The sequence below is a fragment of the Kribbella sindirgiensis genome (assembly GCF_004331435.1).
Classification (GTDB): Bacteria; Actinomycetota; Actinomycetes; order Propionibacteriales; family Kribbellaceae; genus Kribbella; species Kribbella sindirgiensis.
In genome coordinates, this window is record NZ_SJKA01000001.1 from 802,554 (window position 1) to 816,949 (window position 14,396).

Annotated in this window: 17 protein-coding genes; 8 read left to right on the forward strand and 9 right to left on the reverse strand. The window is 68.5% G+C overall.

Translation table 11 applies throughout. The features are described 5' to 3' along the window. The first annotated feature begins 5 nt into the window (after positions 1–5). Both E0H50_RS43670 and E0H50_RS44430 read left to right on the forward strand, forming a co-directional pair. Positions 6–512: a helix-turn-helix domain-containing protein gene (locus E0H50_RS43670; RefSeq protein WP_238150756.1), complete on the forward strand. Its 507-nt coding sequence runs from the start codon at positions 6–8 to the stop codon at positions 510–512. Continuing rightward, complete coding sequence (locus tag E0H50_RS44430; protein WP_420323232.1) at positions 479–838, forward strand: MmyB family transcriptional regulator; 360 nt, start codon at positions 479–481, stop codon at positions 836–838. Before E0H50_RS43670 ends, E0H50_RS44430 begins: the two co-directional genes overlap by 34 nt. On the opposite strand, the gene E0H50_RS04020 is transcribed toward E0H50_RS44430, so the two are convergent. Beyond that, positions 825–1,520, reverse strand: coding sequence for an EcsC family protein (locus tag E0H50_RS04020; protein ID WP_131284760.1), 696 nt, complete (start codon positions 1,518–1,520; stop codon positions 825–827). The two genes, E0H50_RS44430 and E0H50_RS04020, sit on opposite strands and share 14 nt — an antisense overlap. 120 nt (positions 1,521–1,640) lie before the next feature. Here E0H50_RS04020 and aat point away from each other — a divergent pair, with 120 nt between their 5' ends. Next, the gene (gene aat, locus E0H50_RS04025; protein WP_131284762.1) at positions 1,641–2,306 is read left to right on the forward strand and encodes a leucyl/phenylalanyl-tRNA--protein transferase; all 666 of its coding nucleotides are present in this window, start codon (positions 1,641–1,643) and stop codon (positions 2,304–2,306) included. Here aat and E0H50_RS04030 read toward each other — a convergent pair. Continuing rightward, on the reverse strand, positions 2,299–2,985 hold the full coding sequence (locus tag E0H50_RS04030) for a TetR/AcrR family transcriptional regulator (RefSeq protein WP_131284764.1): 687 nt from the start codon (positions 2,983–2,985) through the stop codon (positions 2,299–2,301). The genes aat and E0H50_RS04030 overlap by 8 nt on opposite strands. 111 nt (positions 2,986–3,096) lie before the next feature. Between E0H50_RS04030 and E0H50_RS04035 the strand changes: the two genes are divergently transcribed. Beyond that, positions 3,097–3,564, forward strand: coding sequence for a nitroreductase/quinone reductase family protein (locus E0H50_RS04035; RefSeq protein ID WP_238150757.1), 468 nt, complete (start codon positions 3,097–3,099; stop codon positions 3,562–3,564). Here E0H50_RS04035 and E0H50_RS04040 read toward each other — a convergent pair. Both E0H50_RS04040 and E0H50_RS04045 read right to left on the reverse strand, forming a co-directional pair. Then, on the reverse strand, positions 3,561–5,348 hold the full coding sequence (locus E0H50_RS04040; protein WP_131284766.1) for an ABC transporter ATP-binding protein: 1,788 nt from the start codon (positions 5,346–5,348) through the stop codon (positions 3,561–3,563). The genes E0H50_RS04035 and E0H50_RS04040 overlap by 4 nt on opposite strands. Then, the gene (locus E0H50_RS04045) at positions 5,335–6,975 is read right to left on the reverse strand and encodes an ABC transporter ATP-binding protein (RefSeq protein ID WP_238150758.1); all 1,641 of its coding nucleotides are present in this window, start codon (positions 6,973–6,975) and stop codon (positions 5,335–5,337) included. Before E0H50_RS04045 ends, E0H50_RS04040 begins: the two co-directional genes overlap by 14 nt. Positions 6,976–7,196: 221 nt before the next feature. Between E0H50_RS04045 and E0H50_RS04050 the strand changes: the two genes are divergently transcribed. Continuing rightward, complete coding sequence (locus tag E0H50_RS04050) at positions 7,197–8,261, forward strand: adenosine deaminase (RefSeq protein ID WP_131284770.1); 1,065 nt, start codon at positions 7,197–7,199, stop codon at positions 8,259–8,261. A gap of 60 nt (positions 8,262–8,321) precedes the next feature. Here E0H50_RS04050 and E0H50_RS04055 read toward each other — a convergent pair whose 3' ends face one another. The 3 genes from E0H50_RS04055 to E0H50_RS04065 form a co-directional block, all read right to left on the reverse strand. After that, on the reverse strand, positions 8,322–9,392 hold the full coding sequence (locus tag E0H50_RS04055; protein WP_165546988.1) for an acyltransferase family protein: 1,071 nt from the start codon (positions 9,390–9,392) through the stop codon (positions 8,322–8,324). 116 nt (positions 9,393–9,508) lie between these two features. Further along, positions 9,509–9,925, reverse strand: a complete 417-nt coding sequence (locus E0H50_RS04060) for a GNAT family N-acetyltransferase (protein ID WP_131284774.1) — start codon at positions 9,923–9,925, stop codon at positions 9,509–9,511. Then, positions 9,925–10,878, reverse strand: coding sequence for a GlxA family transcriptional regulator (locus E0H50_RS04065; RefSeq protein ID WP_131284776.1), 954 nt, complete (start codon positions 10,876–10,878; stop codon positions 9,925–9,927). Before E0H50_RS04065 ends, E0H50_RS04060 begins: the two co-directional genes overlap by 1 nt. Before the next feature lie 82 nt (positions 10,879–10,960). Between E0H50_RS04065 and E0H50_RS04070 the strand changes: the two genes are divergently transcribed. Further along, complete coding sequence (locus E0H50_RS04070; protein WP_131284778.1) at positions 10,961–11,224, forward strand: hypothetical protein; 264 nt, start codon at positions 10,961–10,963, stop codon at positions 11,222–11,224. Here E0H50_RS04070 and E0H50_RS04075 read toward each other — a convergent pair. Continuing rightward, positions 11,212–12,387, reverse strand: a complete 1,176-nt coding sequence (locus E0H50_RS04075) for a DUF418 domain-containing protein (protein ID WP_131284780.1) — start codon at positions 12,385–12,387, stop codon at positions 11,212–11,214. The genes E0H50_RS04070 and E0H50_RS04075 overlap by 13 nt on opposite strands. Positions 12,388–12,471: 84 nt before the next feature. Here E0H50_RS04075 and E0H50_RS04080 point away from each other — a divergent pair, with 84 nt between their 5' ends. After that, positions 12,472–13,296, forward strand: a complete 825-nt coding sequence (locus tag E0H50_RS04080) for a class I SAM-dependent methyltransferase (protein ID WP_131284782.1) — start codon at positions 12,472–12,474, stop codon at positions 13,294–13,296. Here E0H50_RS04080 and E0H50_RS42750 read toward each other — a convergent pair. Further along, positions 13,290–13,430: a hypothetical protein gene (locus E0H50_RS42750; protein ID WP_165546414.1), complete on the reverse strand. Its 141-nt coding sequence runs from the start codon at positions 13,428–13,430 to the stop codon at positions 13,290–13,292. The genes E0H50_RS04080 and E0H50_RS42750 overlap by 7 nt on opposite strands. A gap of 102 nt (positions 13,431–13,532) precedes the next feature. Between E0H50_RS42750 and E0H50_RS04085 the strand changes: the two genes are divergently transcribed. Then, positions 13,533–14,390, forward strand: a complete 858-nt coding sequence (locus tag E0H50_RS04085; protein ID WP_131284784.1) for a DNA-formamidopyrimidine glycosylase family protein — start codon at positions 13,533–13,535, stop codon at positions 14,388–14,390. The last annotated feature ends 6 nt before the right edge of the window (positions 14,391–14,396 follow it).

Below are 14,396 nucleotides of genomic sequence, written 5' to 3' on the forward strand. Positions count from 1 at the left end.
GCTAGGTGAGTGCGCAGCGAGCTGAGCTCGGCGAGTTCTTGAAGGCTCGGAGGGCGCGGGTGACGCCGGAGGACGTCGGCCTGCCCAGCGGCGGGCGGCGGCGGACGCCTGGGTTGCGGCGGGAGGAGCTGGCGCTGCTCGCCGGTGTCGGCGTGACTTGGTACACGTGGCTCGAGCAGGGACGGCCGATCAACGCCAGCGGGCAGGTGCTGGACGCGGTCGCGTCGACGCTGCAGCTGACGCCGGTCGAGCGCGAGCACCTGTACCGGTTGGCCGAGGCGACGCCGGTGCGGTTGCCGCGGACGACGGACTGCGCGAGCGAGAGCGTGTTCGAAGAGATCGTGGCGGCGCTCGACCCGTTGCCCGCGGTGATCACGAACACCCGCTTCGACATCATCCGCGCGAACGAGGCGTACCACGACCTGTCCACGACTGGCACCAACTGCCCTGTATCCACAAGAACCTGCTCTGGTGCATCATCACCGAGCCGTCCGCCCGCGAGAAGTTACTGAACTACGACACCGAGGTCCCGTATCTCGTCGGCCGCCTGCGCTCGGCGTACGGCGAATACGTCGGCGACCCGGACTGGGAGACCGACCTCGAGCGGCTGCGGTCGATCTGCCCCGAGTTCGCCCAACTGTGGTCACGCCACGAGGTCGCCGCCTGTACGCCGCGCCTCCGCCGCATCCGCAACCCGATCGCCGGAGAACTCCACCTGACCGTCACCGAACTGGCAGTGACGGCCCACCCGGACCTGGTCCTCTACGTCGAGACCCCGGCCGACGACGAAACCCGAGCCAAACTCCAGCTCACCCGCGGGACGGCTACTGCTCGATAGGCCGGCGGATGCGCCGGACCAGGCTCTGGTCCGCGAACTGACCGACGCGGTACGTCGTCCAGCCGTCGACACCGGCGCCCACGGCGCCACCGAGCAGCGGGATCCGGCGGGTGACGGTCAACGCCATCCGCTTGCCGCTGATCCGCCCGATCAGCTCCGCGACGACCTCGCCGGAGATCTGGCGATCCAGCTCCGGGTCGAACACCGGCGCGGTCGCGATCGCGAGCGGGGACGAGACCAGGCTCGACTTCCGGAGCCGCGCCGCCACTCCCTCCTCACCGAGCAGACAGGTGATGACCGCCGTCCGGACCCGTGGGTCGTCGAGGTCGTACCCGCGCAGGTGCGCGATGGCCGCGACCATCCGGCACTGGACGACCGCGAGACCGGTCAGGTTGGCCGGCAGCGCGACGGGCAGGGTGACGAGACCGCCGATGCTGGTGACGAATCCCTGCACGCCGGCGAGCCGGATGTGCTGGTCGATCACTGCCTCGATCGCGTCCGTGACGTCGCCGTCGCATCGTTCGAGCTTGTTGTCGGCGATCCGCTCCGCGCCCGGGAACCGCTGGTACCCGTCGATCGCGATCTCGAGGATCTGACGCAACACGCCGCCCGCTGCCGTCGGGGCGAACCGCTGGGCGGCGGGCGCGAGACTACTGGCGACGAACCTGGCTACTCCGGCCACGGTGCTCCTTCCCGCCCGGCCCCACGCGTCAGAACCCGGACGTGCCTCAACTGTACGTGGCTCGCCGGCCCGCGGCACTCGGGACAAACCCTGAGGTGTGCCCTGGTGCAGGATGGTGTCGTGCCGATCGAACCTGACCCGTCCCACTGGGACTTCCCGCCGGTCGGTGTGGCCGGGGCGAGTGATGTGGTGGCGGGCGGCGCTGACCTGGAGCCGGGGACGGTACTCGCGGCGTACCGGCGGGGCCTGTTCCCGATGCCGGACCATCGCGGTTCGGTGCTGTGGTGGTCGCCGGTCGACCGCGGCGTGATCGAGATCGCCAACTACAAACCGTCGCGGTCGCTGCGGCGGGCGCGCGGGAAGTTCGAGATCCGGGTCGACACCGCGTTCGACCAGGTCATTCGCGCGTGCGCCGACCCGCGCCGCCCGGGGTCGTGGATCGATTCCGGCATCATCGCGGCGTACACCGAACTGCACCGGCTCGGCTGGGTGCACTCGGTCGAGGCGTGGGACGGCGACGAGCTGGCCGGCGGACTGTACGGCGTCGCGGTCGGCGGACTGTTCGCGGGCGAGTCGATGTTCCACCACAAGACGGACGGCTCGAAGGCGGCCGTCGCGGGCGCGATCGAGCTGCTGAACGACGAGTACGCCGCCGACCGGGTCTTCGACATCCAGTGGGTCACCGATCACCTGGCCACGCTCGGCGCGGTCTCGATCCCGCGCGAGACCTACGTACGTCGCGTCGCGAAGGCGCTCGAGGTCCCGCTGCCGAAGGCGTTCAGCTGAGCCCGACGAACGCCGCCATCTGCCGCGAGGCCGACGCGAAGAACTCGTCCGCCGGGTCCATCGACCCGACCAGCTGACCGAACAGTTCGAAGCTGAGCATCCCGAACAACTGCGTCCACACGATCACGGTCCGCACCAGCACCGCCGGCGGCACCCCTGGCGCCAACGCGACCAGCACCTCCGTCTGCTGAGCCAGCGCTCCGGACGGCGTGGGCGCGTCCGGAGGCGTCACCAGTCGCCCGGACTCCTGAGCACGCTGCAACAACCCCAGCAACAGCAACGGCACCCGCGACGCCGGCTGCACCGTGGTCTGCGGCGCCTGGTAGCCGCTGATCGGGGAGCCGTAGATCAGCGCGTACTCCTGCGGATTGGCCCGCGCCCAATCGCGTACGGCGGCATAGATCGCGATCCAGTCGCCGACCGGATCACCACCGGCCGGAGCCGCCTCGGCCGCCGCACCGAGCGCGTCGTACGCGTCGATGATGAGCGCGGTCAGCAGCTCGTCGCGGCTCGCGAAGTACCGGTACAGCGCCGACGACACCATCCCGAGCTCGCGGGAGATCGCCCGGAGCGACAGCGCCTCGGCGCCGACGGTCGCCAGCTGCTGCCGGGCAGCGGTCTTGATCTCCTCGGTCAGCTCGGCCCGGGCTCGTTCACGGGCGGTACGTCCGGCGTTCATGGAGCCAGTGTGCCACAGAAACGAGAGCAGTGCTCTTGACAGTGAGCGGCGATCTGATGTTCACTGATCACAACAGAGAGCACCGCTCTCGCAGGACAGTGAGGAAGCACCGTGACCGAGTACAAGCAGACCTACGACAGCAAGCGCGTGATCACCGCCAACGAGGGCAGCATGCGGGTCTTCAACCGGATCGTCGCGCGGCTGACGAAGCTCGGTCTCAGCCTGATGGGCAGCCGGGTGCTGTCGGTCCAGGGCCGCAAGTCCGGCGAATGGCGCAGTACGCCGGTGAACCTGCTGGTGATCGACGGGCAGCGCTACCTGGTCGCGCCGCGCGGCCACACCCAGTGGGTGAAGAACCTCCGGGTGAGTGGCGAGGGCCGGCTGCAGCTCGGCGGAAAGATCGAGACGTTCCGCGCCGAGGAGCTCGCCGACGCCGACAAACTGCCCGCACTCCGGCTGTACCTGAAGCAGTGGGCCTGGGAGGTCGGCGCGTTCTTCGAGGGCGACGTTTCGAAGAACTCCTCCGACGAGGTCCTCCACCACGTCGCCCCCGGCGTACCGGTCTTCAAAATCAACTAGTGATAAGCCGCTGCCTGGATCCGGTACAGGTCCGCGTAGTGGCCGTTGCGTGCCATCAGCTCCTCGTGGGTGCCGGTCTCGACGACGTGAGCACCGTCCAGTACGACGATCAGGTCGGCCATCCGCACTGTCGAGAACCGATGTGAGACGAGGATCGTGATCCGCCCGTCAGAGCTGTCCTTCGCCGCCGCTGCGTACCGCTCGAAGAGTGCGTGCTCGGTCTCGGCGTCCAAGGCGGCCGTCGGCTCGTCGAGGACCAGCAGCAGCGGCCGGTCCCGCATGAACCCGCGGGCCAGCGCGAGCTTCTGCCACTGCCCGAAGCTGATCTCGGCACCGTCCGGCCAGGTCGCACCGAGCTGGGTGTCCAATCCCGACTCGAGCCGCTCCAGCACGTCCTCCGCGCCGGCCCGACCGACAGCAGTGGTGACGGCCGGTACGTCGTCCAGTCGCGGCAGGTCGCCGAGTCCGACGCTGTGCCCTGCGCGGAACTCGAACCGGAAGAAGTCCTGGAACGCTCCCGCGATCCTTTCCCGCCACGCCTCCGCCGGGACCAGGTCGAGCGGCTGGTCGTCGACCAGGATCCTTCCGCCCGAAGGCTCGTACAGCTTGCAGATCAGCTTCACCAACGTGGACTTGCCCGCACCGTTCTCGCCGACGACCGCGATCACCTTGCCGGACGGGAGTGTGAGGTCGACGTCCTCCAGTGCGGGACGCGACGCTCCGGCGTACGAGAACGACACGTGCTCCAGGCGGATGCCGTCGACGAGCCGTTCGGGCGCAGGCTGATCCGCTGCGCTGTCGAACGAGGCCGCGTACTTCTCCAGCCAGACCAGCCGCCGTGACCCGTCCAGCCAGATCCCGCGTAGGAACCCGATCTCGCCGACCGTCGCTCCGACGTACGCCGACAACCGCGCACCGGCGGCCAGGATCAGCAGCACCGCACCGACCGACCCGTTCAGCCCCGAGGCGACGAACAGCACAGCACCGACGTACGCCGCACCGAAGACCGCCCACGCGATCCCGTGCCACACCGCACTGATCCAGCGAGCGGCCGCGATCGGTCCGTACCACTGCTCCCACTCGCGGCGCCGTCCCGCGACGAGATCGGGGCCGATGCCGATGACCCGTACCTCCTTGCCGGGAGCAGCTGTCGTCGCGGTCCTGAAGAGGTGATCGGCCAGCCGGCTGTGCGGAGCCTGCCGCTCCTCCACCTCACGCTCGACGCCCGGTCGCCAACTGGAGCTGAGCACCGTCGGTAGTGCGAAGAGCAGCAGGAGCGCTAGCGCCGGGTGGATCGACACGAGCAGAGCGACTGTGACGCCGAGCCGCAGGAGCCAGCCGCAGGTGGAGAACAGCGACATGTACATGTGGTCGAGTACGAAGACCTGTTTGCGCAGTACGGACAGCCGGTCCAGGTAGTCACGGCGTTCGTGGTGCTCGATGGTGGCGACGGACGCCTGCAGCCGGGCGACATGCGCCTCCAGCATGATCGTCACGCGGTCCCGGAAGCGGCGTGAGATCCGTGTCGACAACGTCCGCAGGAACCAGGTCGCCGTCACCGACAACGCCAGGCCGCCGGCGGCCAGCAGTGCGGCGCGCCGATCGCCGTCGAGTACGCCGTCGGCGAGGATCTTCAGCCACAGCGCGAGCAATGCGTCCGGCACCGCGGCCAGTAGCGTCATCAGGAACGCGGCGACGAGCAGCCAAGGCTCGTGCTGGTACCCGAGCTTGCACAGGCGCCACATCGCCGGCAGCGCGCGGGGCAGGTCGTCAGAGCGTGTCATAGCTGAGCCCTTCCTCGTCGACCTCGGCCGTGAAGCGCTGTGCCTGCAGGTCGAACATCGTCCGGTACCGCCCGCCCAGCGCCATCAGCTCGTCGTGACTGCCGAGCTCGACGACGCGGCCGTGTTCCAGGACGCAGATCCGGTCAGCGTGCCGGACCGTGGAGAACCGGTGCGAGATGAGGATCGTGGTGACGTCGCGGGTCGCGGTCAGGATCCGGTCGAAGATCGCCGCCTCACCGCGAACATCCAGCTGGGCGGTCGGTTCGTCGAGCAGTACGAGGCCCGCGCCCTGCCGGACCGCGCACAGCGCCCGCGCCAGCGCGACGCGTTGCCACTGCCCACCCGAGAGATCGGTGCCATCGCCGTACCCCGTGGCCAGTCTGGTGTCGAGATCGGCCAGGTCGTCGGCGCCCGCGTCCGCCAGTGCGGCACGGATGTCCGCCTCCGGTGCACCAGCCGGCGCGACGTTGTCCCGCAACGGCAGCTCGAGCTTGAGGAAGTCCTGGAAGACAGCCGCGACGCGCGTCCGCCAGGCGTCGACGTCGAGGTCCCGCAGATCGTTGCCGTCGACCCGGATCGTCCCGGAACCGGGGTCGTACAGCCGGCACAGCAGCTTGGCCAGCGTCGTCTTGCCCGCACCGTTCTGACCGACGACCGCGAGCGACGACCCGGCCGGGATCGTCAGGTCCAGGCCGTCGAAGACCTGACGATCGGCCTGTGGATAACTGAATCTCAGCCCCCGGAGCCCGATCTCGACCGGACCCGCACCGGCCGGTCGGTGCCCGGTGCTCAACGCGCCGGCCGGCGCCATCGCGGGCTCCAGCCGCTGTACGGCGGCGACCGGGGCGGCTGCTCCGTCCAACGCCCAGTTCAGCCCGCCGAACGCGATCATGCCGACCCCGATGGCGACCTGGGCGAACACCACCAGCCGGTCGAGTGGCAGCCGTCCGTCGATCGCCGCCGACCCGAGCGCCCAGAACACGAGACCGTTGGCCACCACCACGATCAGCAGACTCCAGACCATTGGGCGTTCGCGCAGGCGCGTCGCGGCGTACTGCAGCTCGAACAGACGCCGGCGGCGCTCGGTGAAGCGCCGTACGGTCCAGTCGGCGAGGCCGAACAGGCGCAGCTCCTTCGCCGCATCGGGCTCGACGGCCAACTCGTACGCGTAGGTCGCGTGCCGCTGCGCCGCACGGACCTCGGCCGTGTTCCGATCCTTCCAGACACCGCTCTCCCGGAGCAGCCAGTGCGTCGCGGACCACGCGGCGACGAGCACCAGCGGCGCCCACCAGGTGAACCCGAACAGCACGACCGCGGACGCGATCCCGCCGACCAGCTCGACCAGACTCCCCGCGACGAAGTCGACATTCAGGTACATCGGCGGCCCGGTCTGCCCCTGGTCGAACTCCCGCGCCACCGTCAGGTCCTCACTCAGCTCCGGATCCTCGAGATGCCCGATCCCCGGCGGCCCGACGCAAGCCTTCGCCAGCGCGTCGTTCAGGTACGCCGACACTCGACTCCCCAGGTTGGCGCTGACCGCCTGATGCACCGGAGTCAGCACCTGCAGCAGGACGAACGTCGTACCCATCAACCCCAACGGCGCCCCCAACCCCTCGCCGCGCTGCACCGCCCCCACCAACCACCCCATAGCCACCGCAAACACCGCCGGCAACGCCCCCCGCACCACCAACAGCACCCACCAGGCCACCCCCAGCCGGCGATCCGCCCGCACCAACACCCCAAAGAACCGCCACTCAGCCCGCCCACGCAGCCGCCTCACCATCCCCTCACGATGACACCCCCAACCGACAGAAGTCTTGAACGTTTGCCGGATGGCACTATGGCTGGATGATCACTCCTGAGCAGCTGGTTGCGGCGCCGAAGGTGTTGTTGCACGACCATCTGGATGGTGGGTTGCGGCCGGGGACGGTGGTGGAGCTGGCTCGGGAGATTGGGCATGTGTTGCCTCGGGGGGATGCGGCGGAGCTCGGGGCGTGGTTTGTGGAGTCGGCGGATTCTGGGTCGTTGGAGCGGTATCTGGAGACGTTCGATCACACGGTTGCGGTGATGCAGACCGCTGAGGCGATCAAGCGGGTGGCCAGTGAGTGTGTGCAGGATCTTGCGGCGGACGGGGTGGTGTACGCCGAGGTTCGGTACGCGCCGGAGCAGCATCTGAACAAGGGGCTCACGCTCGAGCAGGTCGTGGATGCGGTGCGGGAGGGGTTCGAGCACGGGATGGCGGTTGCCGAGCGGCCGATCGTGGCGCGGCAGTTGCTGACCGCGATGCGGCACAAGGCGCGCTCGATGGAGATCGCCGAGTTGTCGGTCGCGTACCGCGACGCCGGCGTGGTCGGGTTCGACATCGCCGGCGCCGAGGCGGGGTTCCCGCCCACCCGGCACCTGGACGCGTTCGAGTACCTGCAGCGGGAGAACGCGCACTTCACCATTCACGCCGGCGAGGCGTTCGGGTTGCCGTCGATCTGGCAGGCGATCCAGTGGTGCGGCGCGGACCGGCTCGGTCACGGCGTACGGATCATCGACGACATCACGTACGACGAGGCGGGTGAGAAGGCGGAGCTCGGGCGGCTCGCGGCGTACGTGCGGGACCGGCGGATCCCGCTGGAGATGTGCCCGAGCTCCAACCTGCAGACCGGTGCGGCCGACTCGATCGCGAACCACCCGATCGGCCTGCTCGCCAAGCTCCGCTTCCGGGTCACCGTCAACACCGACAACCGGTTGATGAGCGGTACGTCGATGAGCCGCGAGCTCGCCCTGCTCTCGGAGGCGTTCGGCTACGGTCTCCCCGACCTCCGCTGGTTCGCGATCAACGCGATGAAGTCCGCCTTCATCCCCTTCGACGAACGACTCGCGCTGATCGACAACGTGATCAAGCCTTGGTACGCCTCACACTGACCGTTCGTAGCTGCGGAAGGTGCGGGTGGAGAGCCAGGCCGACGATACGAGTATCCGATGTCAAGTATTCAGCCAGGCGAACGCCCGGGCTCCCAGGCCGCGGACGTGAAGGCCGGCGAGGGCGCGGTACGCCGGCTCCTCGACGTACTTCGTCAGCAGCCAGGCGAGCCCGATGACGCCGAGGACCGCGCCGGCGATCTGCACCAGGCGGCCGGCGCCGAGCTCCATCAGGCGGTAGGCGATCAGGTAGCCGACGACCTGGTTGAGCAAATACAGCCCGAACGAGATCCGGGCGAGGAACTGGATCGGTCGCCGCAGCCGGGAGAAGACTGTCCAGTCCGGGCCGCGCGCAGCCAGTGCGACCAGCGCCAGCAACGCTCCGATGCCCAGCGACGACGGCAGGTCCGCGGTGTGCGCGTGCTGCGCGAAGACGGTCGCCGCGAGCAGGGCACTGAGATGAACCACGCCGATGCGTCGCTGTGCCCAGAGCCAGATCGCGATGCCGATCGCGAACAGCTGCAGGCGGTGCAGTCCGAGGCCGTTCCACGCCTGCTGCACCCAGAACGGGCTGTGGCCGATGCGGTCGTTCCACTGCAGGACGACCGGCGCGATGATCATGATCCAGAGCAGTGTGGTGATCCGCTGCCCGAGGCCCCGCGGCCAGAGCAAAGCCGCGGCGCCGAACGCCATCAGTTGCAGCGGCAGCGTCCAGTACGAGCCGTCGATGAGCTGGACGCCCGGGTCGAACGAGGCGGCCAGCGTGAGGTTGGCCCACAGGTCGCGCCGCGTCGGCATGACCCAGTTGTTGGGCCCGAACCGCACCACGACCAGGTAGGTGAACAGCACGGCGATCAGGTACGGCGGGAGCACGCGGCACACCCGTCGCCACAACCAGCGGTACGTCGAGCCCTTCCGGACCGTCACGCAGACGAAGTACGCGCTGATCACCAGCAGGACGCTGGCGCCGACCTGGAACGGGTACGGCCCGAGTGGTGCGCCCAGCTCAGGGTGCAGGAACGGGCCTATGTACGTCGTGTGCGTGAAAATCACTGCCAGTACCGCCAGGACACGCACCACGTCCCAGCTCAATCGGCGTTCGGTCCTGCCCAGGGGGCGGTCCGGCGTCGTCACAACCACTCCATCTACACATCGCTGTTACCCCCTCGTGACCTTAGCCAGAGCAGGGGGTGACGATGCAAATCCTGTGCGCGATGTCACGTGGCCGTCGGAGCAGGTTCAGAGCGGCTTCAGAGTGGCTTGACCCACCGGGACCACTCGGGCTGCGGCGCGTAGCCGGCGGTGGACCAGACGCTGTGTGCGGGCGCGTTGTCGTCGAGCACCATCGCGTCGGCGCGGGTTCCGCCGTACGTCGTGAAGCGGGCCTCGGCGCGGGTGACGAGTTCGCGGCCGATGCCCTGGCGGCGATGGGTCGGCGCGACCGCGAGGCGGTACAGGTGGCAGCGCCAGCCGTCCCAGCCGACGATGATCGAGCCGACGACCGTGTCACCGTCGACGGCGAGGATCAGCGCCTCCGGATCCCGCTCGATCAGCCGGCGGACGGCGTCGGCCGAGTCCGGTGGTCGGTGCGAATCCTCGGCGGCGGTCGCCCAGAACCCCAGTACTGCGTCGATATCGGCTTCGGTAGCGTTGCGGTAGGCAATCATCAGCCGGCGGTCCGGAAGGTGCGGCGGTAGTCCTGTGGTGGCACGCCCACCACCCTACGGAAGTGATGCCGCAGCAGCGCGGCCGTCCCGAATCCTGATTCGGCGGCGATCTGCTCGATCCCCATCCGGGTCTGTTCGAGCAGCGTGCGGGCGCGCAGGACGCGCTGGGTGGTGACCCATTTGAGCGGCGTCGTACCGGTCTCGGCGACGAAGCGACGGGCGAAGGTGCGCTCGGACATCTGCGCGCGCCGGGCCAGTGCGGGCACGGTGTGGTCGACGGTCAGATTGTCGACCATCCAGTCCAGGACCGGCTGCAGGCTCTCCCCGGACGACTCCGGCACCGGTACGTCGACGTACTGCCGCTGGCCGCCGTCGCGCTGTGGCGGGACCACCATCCGGCGGGCGATCCGGGTCGCGACCGCGCTGCCGAGCTCGCGGCGCACCAGGTGCAGGGCGGCGTCGATCCCGGCCGCGGTGCCGGCGCTGGTGATGATGTTGCCGTCGTCGACGAACAGCACGTCCGGGTCGAGCTTCGCCGCCGGGAACTGGTCGTGGAACTTGTCGATGTAGCGCCAGTGCGTGGTGCAGGCGCGGTCCTCGAGCAGGCCGGCGGCGCCGAGCACGAACGCGCCCGAGCAGACCGTCAGCAGGATCGCGCCGCGCGCCTCGGCCCGCCGCAACGCGTCCAGGATCCGGTCGTCGTACGCATGCCGCCAGGTGGTGGCCGGGATACCGATCAGGTCAGCGTCCTCGAGTTCCTCCAGCCCGTACGGCGCGACCACCTGGGAGTGGCTGCTCGTCTCCATCGGCACTCCCGGCGTGGTCGAGCACACCTTGAAGTCGAAGGGCGGCACGCCGTCGTCGGTGCGGTCGATTCCGAAGACCTCGGCCAGGACGCCGAACTCGAACAGGGCGACGTCCTCCATCAGGACGACGGCGATCTTCTGCAGCATCTGGCCAGTATGGCAGTAATTTGTCGGACTATGTCAATAGTGCCACTGGTGGCAGGATCTGATAGATAGAATCATTACTGCCATGACCGGATACATCGTTCTCGCAGTCATCGTGCTGGCCGTGATCGCGGCTCTGGAGATCAGCAACAGGCGCAACTCGACCGGTCCGGCGACCGGACCGCGGGGCACCTGGATCACCGACGATCGTGACGTGGCCCGGACCAAGCTCGACCTGCTCGCCCTCGGCGCGGCGGCCAAGCCCTTCAACCACAAGCCCGCTTCAACCACCGAGACGGTGCACAACATCCGCACCGTTCGCCTGCACCACGGCCGTCACGCGGCCTGAGTGAGTTTGCGCCAGCTGGGGGCGGTCCCATTGGTGACCGCCCGCAGCGCGCCCTCGACCGGGCCGTAGCGGTAGCTGTTCAGCCACAGGTGGCTCAGGAGCAGCTGCAGTGTGAAGATGCCGACCGCGAAGCCCACCGTCTCCAGCGGAGACACCTGACCCGCCAGTCCGAAGCCGACACCGGTGAAGATCAGCATGGTCGCCACTGACTGCCCCAGGTAGTTCGACAGCGCCATCCGTCCGGCCGGTGCGAGGAGCCGGCGGATGTCCTCCCCGCGGTCCGAGTGCATGAGCCGCAGCAGTGAAGCGACGTACGCCGCGGTCAGGAACGGTGCTGTCATCACACTCATCAGCACTGCCCTGGTGTCGCCGTTGCCGCCGGCCGCGTAGACGAGCCCGCCGGTGATACCGATCGCGAAGCCGACCAGCTGGATGAGCCGCAGCAGCGCATCGGCATCGTGGGTGTTCTGCAGCAGCCGCCGTCGACCGGCCACCATGCCGATCAGGAACGCGGCCAGTGTGGTCGGGCCCTGCACTGTCAGCAGAGACAGGCCGTACGTCGGGAGCGCCCGGACGTGCTCGCCGATGACGTCGCTGAACGACCCCGCCAGGTTCGCAGTCGTCTCCTGTGCGGCTGCTACTGCCGTGGTGGGGTCCATGAACTGGGTGCTGTCGACGAAGAGCGCAGCGACCGCCAGGGTGATGAACATGTACACGTAGATACCTCCTGCGACCAGGAGCGCCGTGCGGTCCTTCACTCGGCGCATGGCGAGCAGGACCAGGCCGATGATCGCGTAGACGCTCAGGATGTCGCCCGTGATCAGGAAGACGCCGTGCAGGGCACCGAGTACGAACAGGCCCCCGAGTCGCCGCAGCATCCGCGGTCTGAACGCCGCACCGGCCCGCTGCGCCGCCTCCATCTGCAACTGGAAGCTGTACCCGAACAGGAACGAGAACAGCAGGTAGAACTTCATGTCCACGAACGTCGACGACACCCAGTGCACCGAGTGATCGAGCCAGGAGTCGTACGCCGGGTTCTGGGCCAAATGGATCGGGAAGCCGGAGGCGGCGAAGGTGATGTTCACGACCAAGATGCCCAGCAGGGCGAAACCACGCAGCGCGTCGATGTCCTGAATACGCGTTCGATCGAGTACCTGGCTCATGCACTCCAGCACATCAGGGCAACCCTGAGTGCACAGTCGCGCTGAATCCTCCTCGAAGGTAGAGCTACCTCTACCCTCGACCGTGTGAGCGACTATCGCGAGGTGAACCGGGCCAACTGGGACGAGCGGGTCCCGGCGCATGTGGCGTCACCCAGCTACCACGTCGACGACTTCCTGTCCGACCCGTCGTACCTCAGCGAGGTGGTCCGGTTCGACCGCCCGCGCCTCGGTGATGTCACTGGGCTGCGCGGGGTACACCTGCAGTGCCACATCGGGACCGACACCGTGTCGCTGGCGCGGCTCGGAGCACAGATGACCGCGCTGGACTTCTCGGAGCCGGCCATCGAGCAGGCGCGGTCGCTTGCAACACGGCTCGGGTTGTCGGTCGACTTCCACGTGGCTGATGCGTACGACGCGGTGCGGGTGCTGGGCGCGTCGGCGTACGACTTCGTCTACACCGGGATCGGGGCGCTGTGCTGGCTGCCGGACATCGACAGGTGGGCGCAGGTCGTCGCCGGGTTGCTGAAGCCGGGCGGGCGGCTGTTCGTCCGCGAGGGCCATCCGATGCTGTGGGCGCTGGACGCCGGACCGGAGGTCCCCGAGGTGCGGTTCCCGTACTTCGAGACCGCGGCGCCGATCGTCTGGGACGAGGGCGGGACCTACGCCCAGACCGAGGTCGAGTTCTCCAGCACGATCACGCACGAGTGGAACCACGGCCTCGGCGAGACCATCACCGCCGTACAGCGGGCCGGTCTGGTGTTCGACTCACTGACCGACCACGACAGCGCACCGTGGAACGCCCTCCCCGGCCTCATGACCGAGGACGCGGAAGGTGAGTGGCGCCTGACGGACAACCCGCACCATCTGGCCGCCACCTACACCCTGCAGGCGCACAAACCCGCTCAGTGAGCCCGGCGCTGCTGCACCTTCTGGACCGCCTGCTTGATCTTCTGCTGGTTCTCCGGCTTGCTCAGCTCGCGCTGGGCGACCTGCACCAGCTTGGCGACCACAGCGCCCTTGAGCATTGTCTTCACGAACCCCATCAGGGCCTCCCTCGTCTGTTGCCACCGAAACTACCGGCCGTCACAACCCTCCTCCATAGGTGATCCTCCGGAACTGTCCCTGGCGTCAGGCACACTAGGACCATGCCGGAGTTGCCGGAGGTGGAGTCGCTGGCCGTGTTCCTGCGGGAGCGCGCGGTCGGTCACGCCTTCGTGCGGGCCGACATCACGGCCATCAGTGCGCTGAAGACCTACGACCCGCCGATCTCGGCGATGGTCGGGTTGCTGATCGACGACGTGCAGCGGCACGGGAAGTTCCTGGACATCTCCGCACAGGGTGTGCACCTGGTGATCCATCTGGCGCGGGCCGGCTGGCTGCGGTGGAAAGAGGAGCAGAACACCGGCCTCGTGCGCCCGGGGAAGGGGCCGATCGCGCTCCGGACCGTGCTGGACGACGGCGCCGGGTTCGACCTGACCGAGGCCGGCACGCAGAAGAAGCTCGCGGTGTACGTCGTGCGCGACGTCAACGAGGTCCCCGGGGTCGCGCGGCTCGGGCCGGACCCGTTCACGCTGTCGCTCGAGGACTTCGGCGAGATCCTGAAACGCCAGGGCCGGGTCCAGCTGAAGGGTGTCCTGCGGAGCCAGTCCGTGATCGCCGGTATCGGCAACGCGTACTCCGACGAGATCCTGCACGTCGCGAAGATGAGCCCGTTCAAACCGGCGTCGAACCTGTCCGGCGACGAGCTGAAGACGCTGTACGACGCGATGCGGGAAACCCTCAAGGACGCGGTCGACCGCTCCGCCGGCCTCGCCGTGCAGGACCTGAAGTCGGAGAAGAAGTCCGGTCTGCGCGTGCACGGCCGTAAGGGCGAGAAGTGCCCGGTCTGCGGCGACATCGTCCGCGAGGTGAGCTTCGCCGACTCCTCCCTGCAGTACTGCGCGACCTGTCAGACCGGCGGCAAACCGCTGGCCGACCGGAGACTGTCGAAGCTGCTCAAGTAGTAGGTT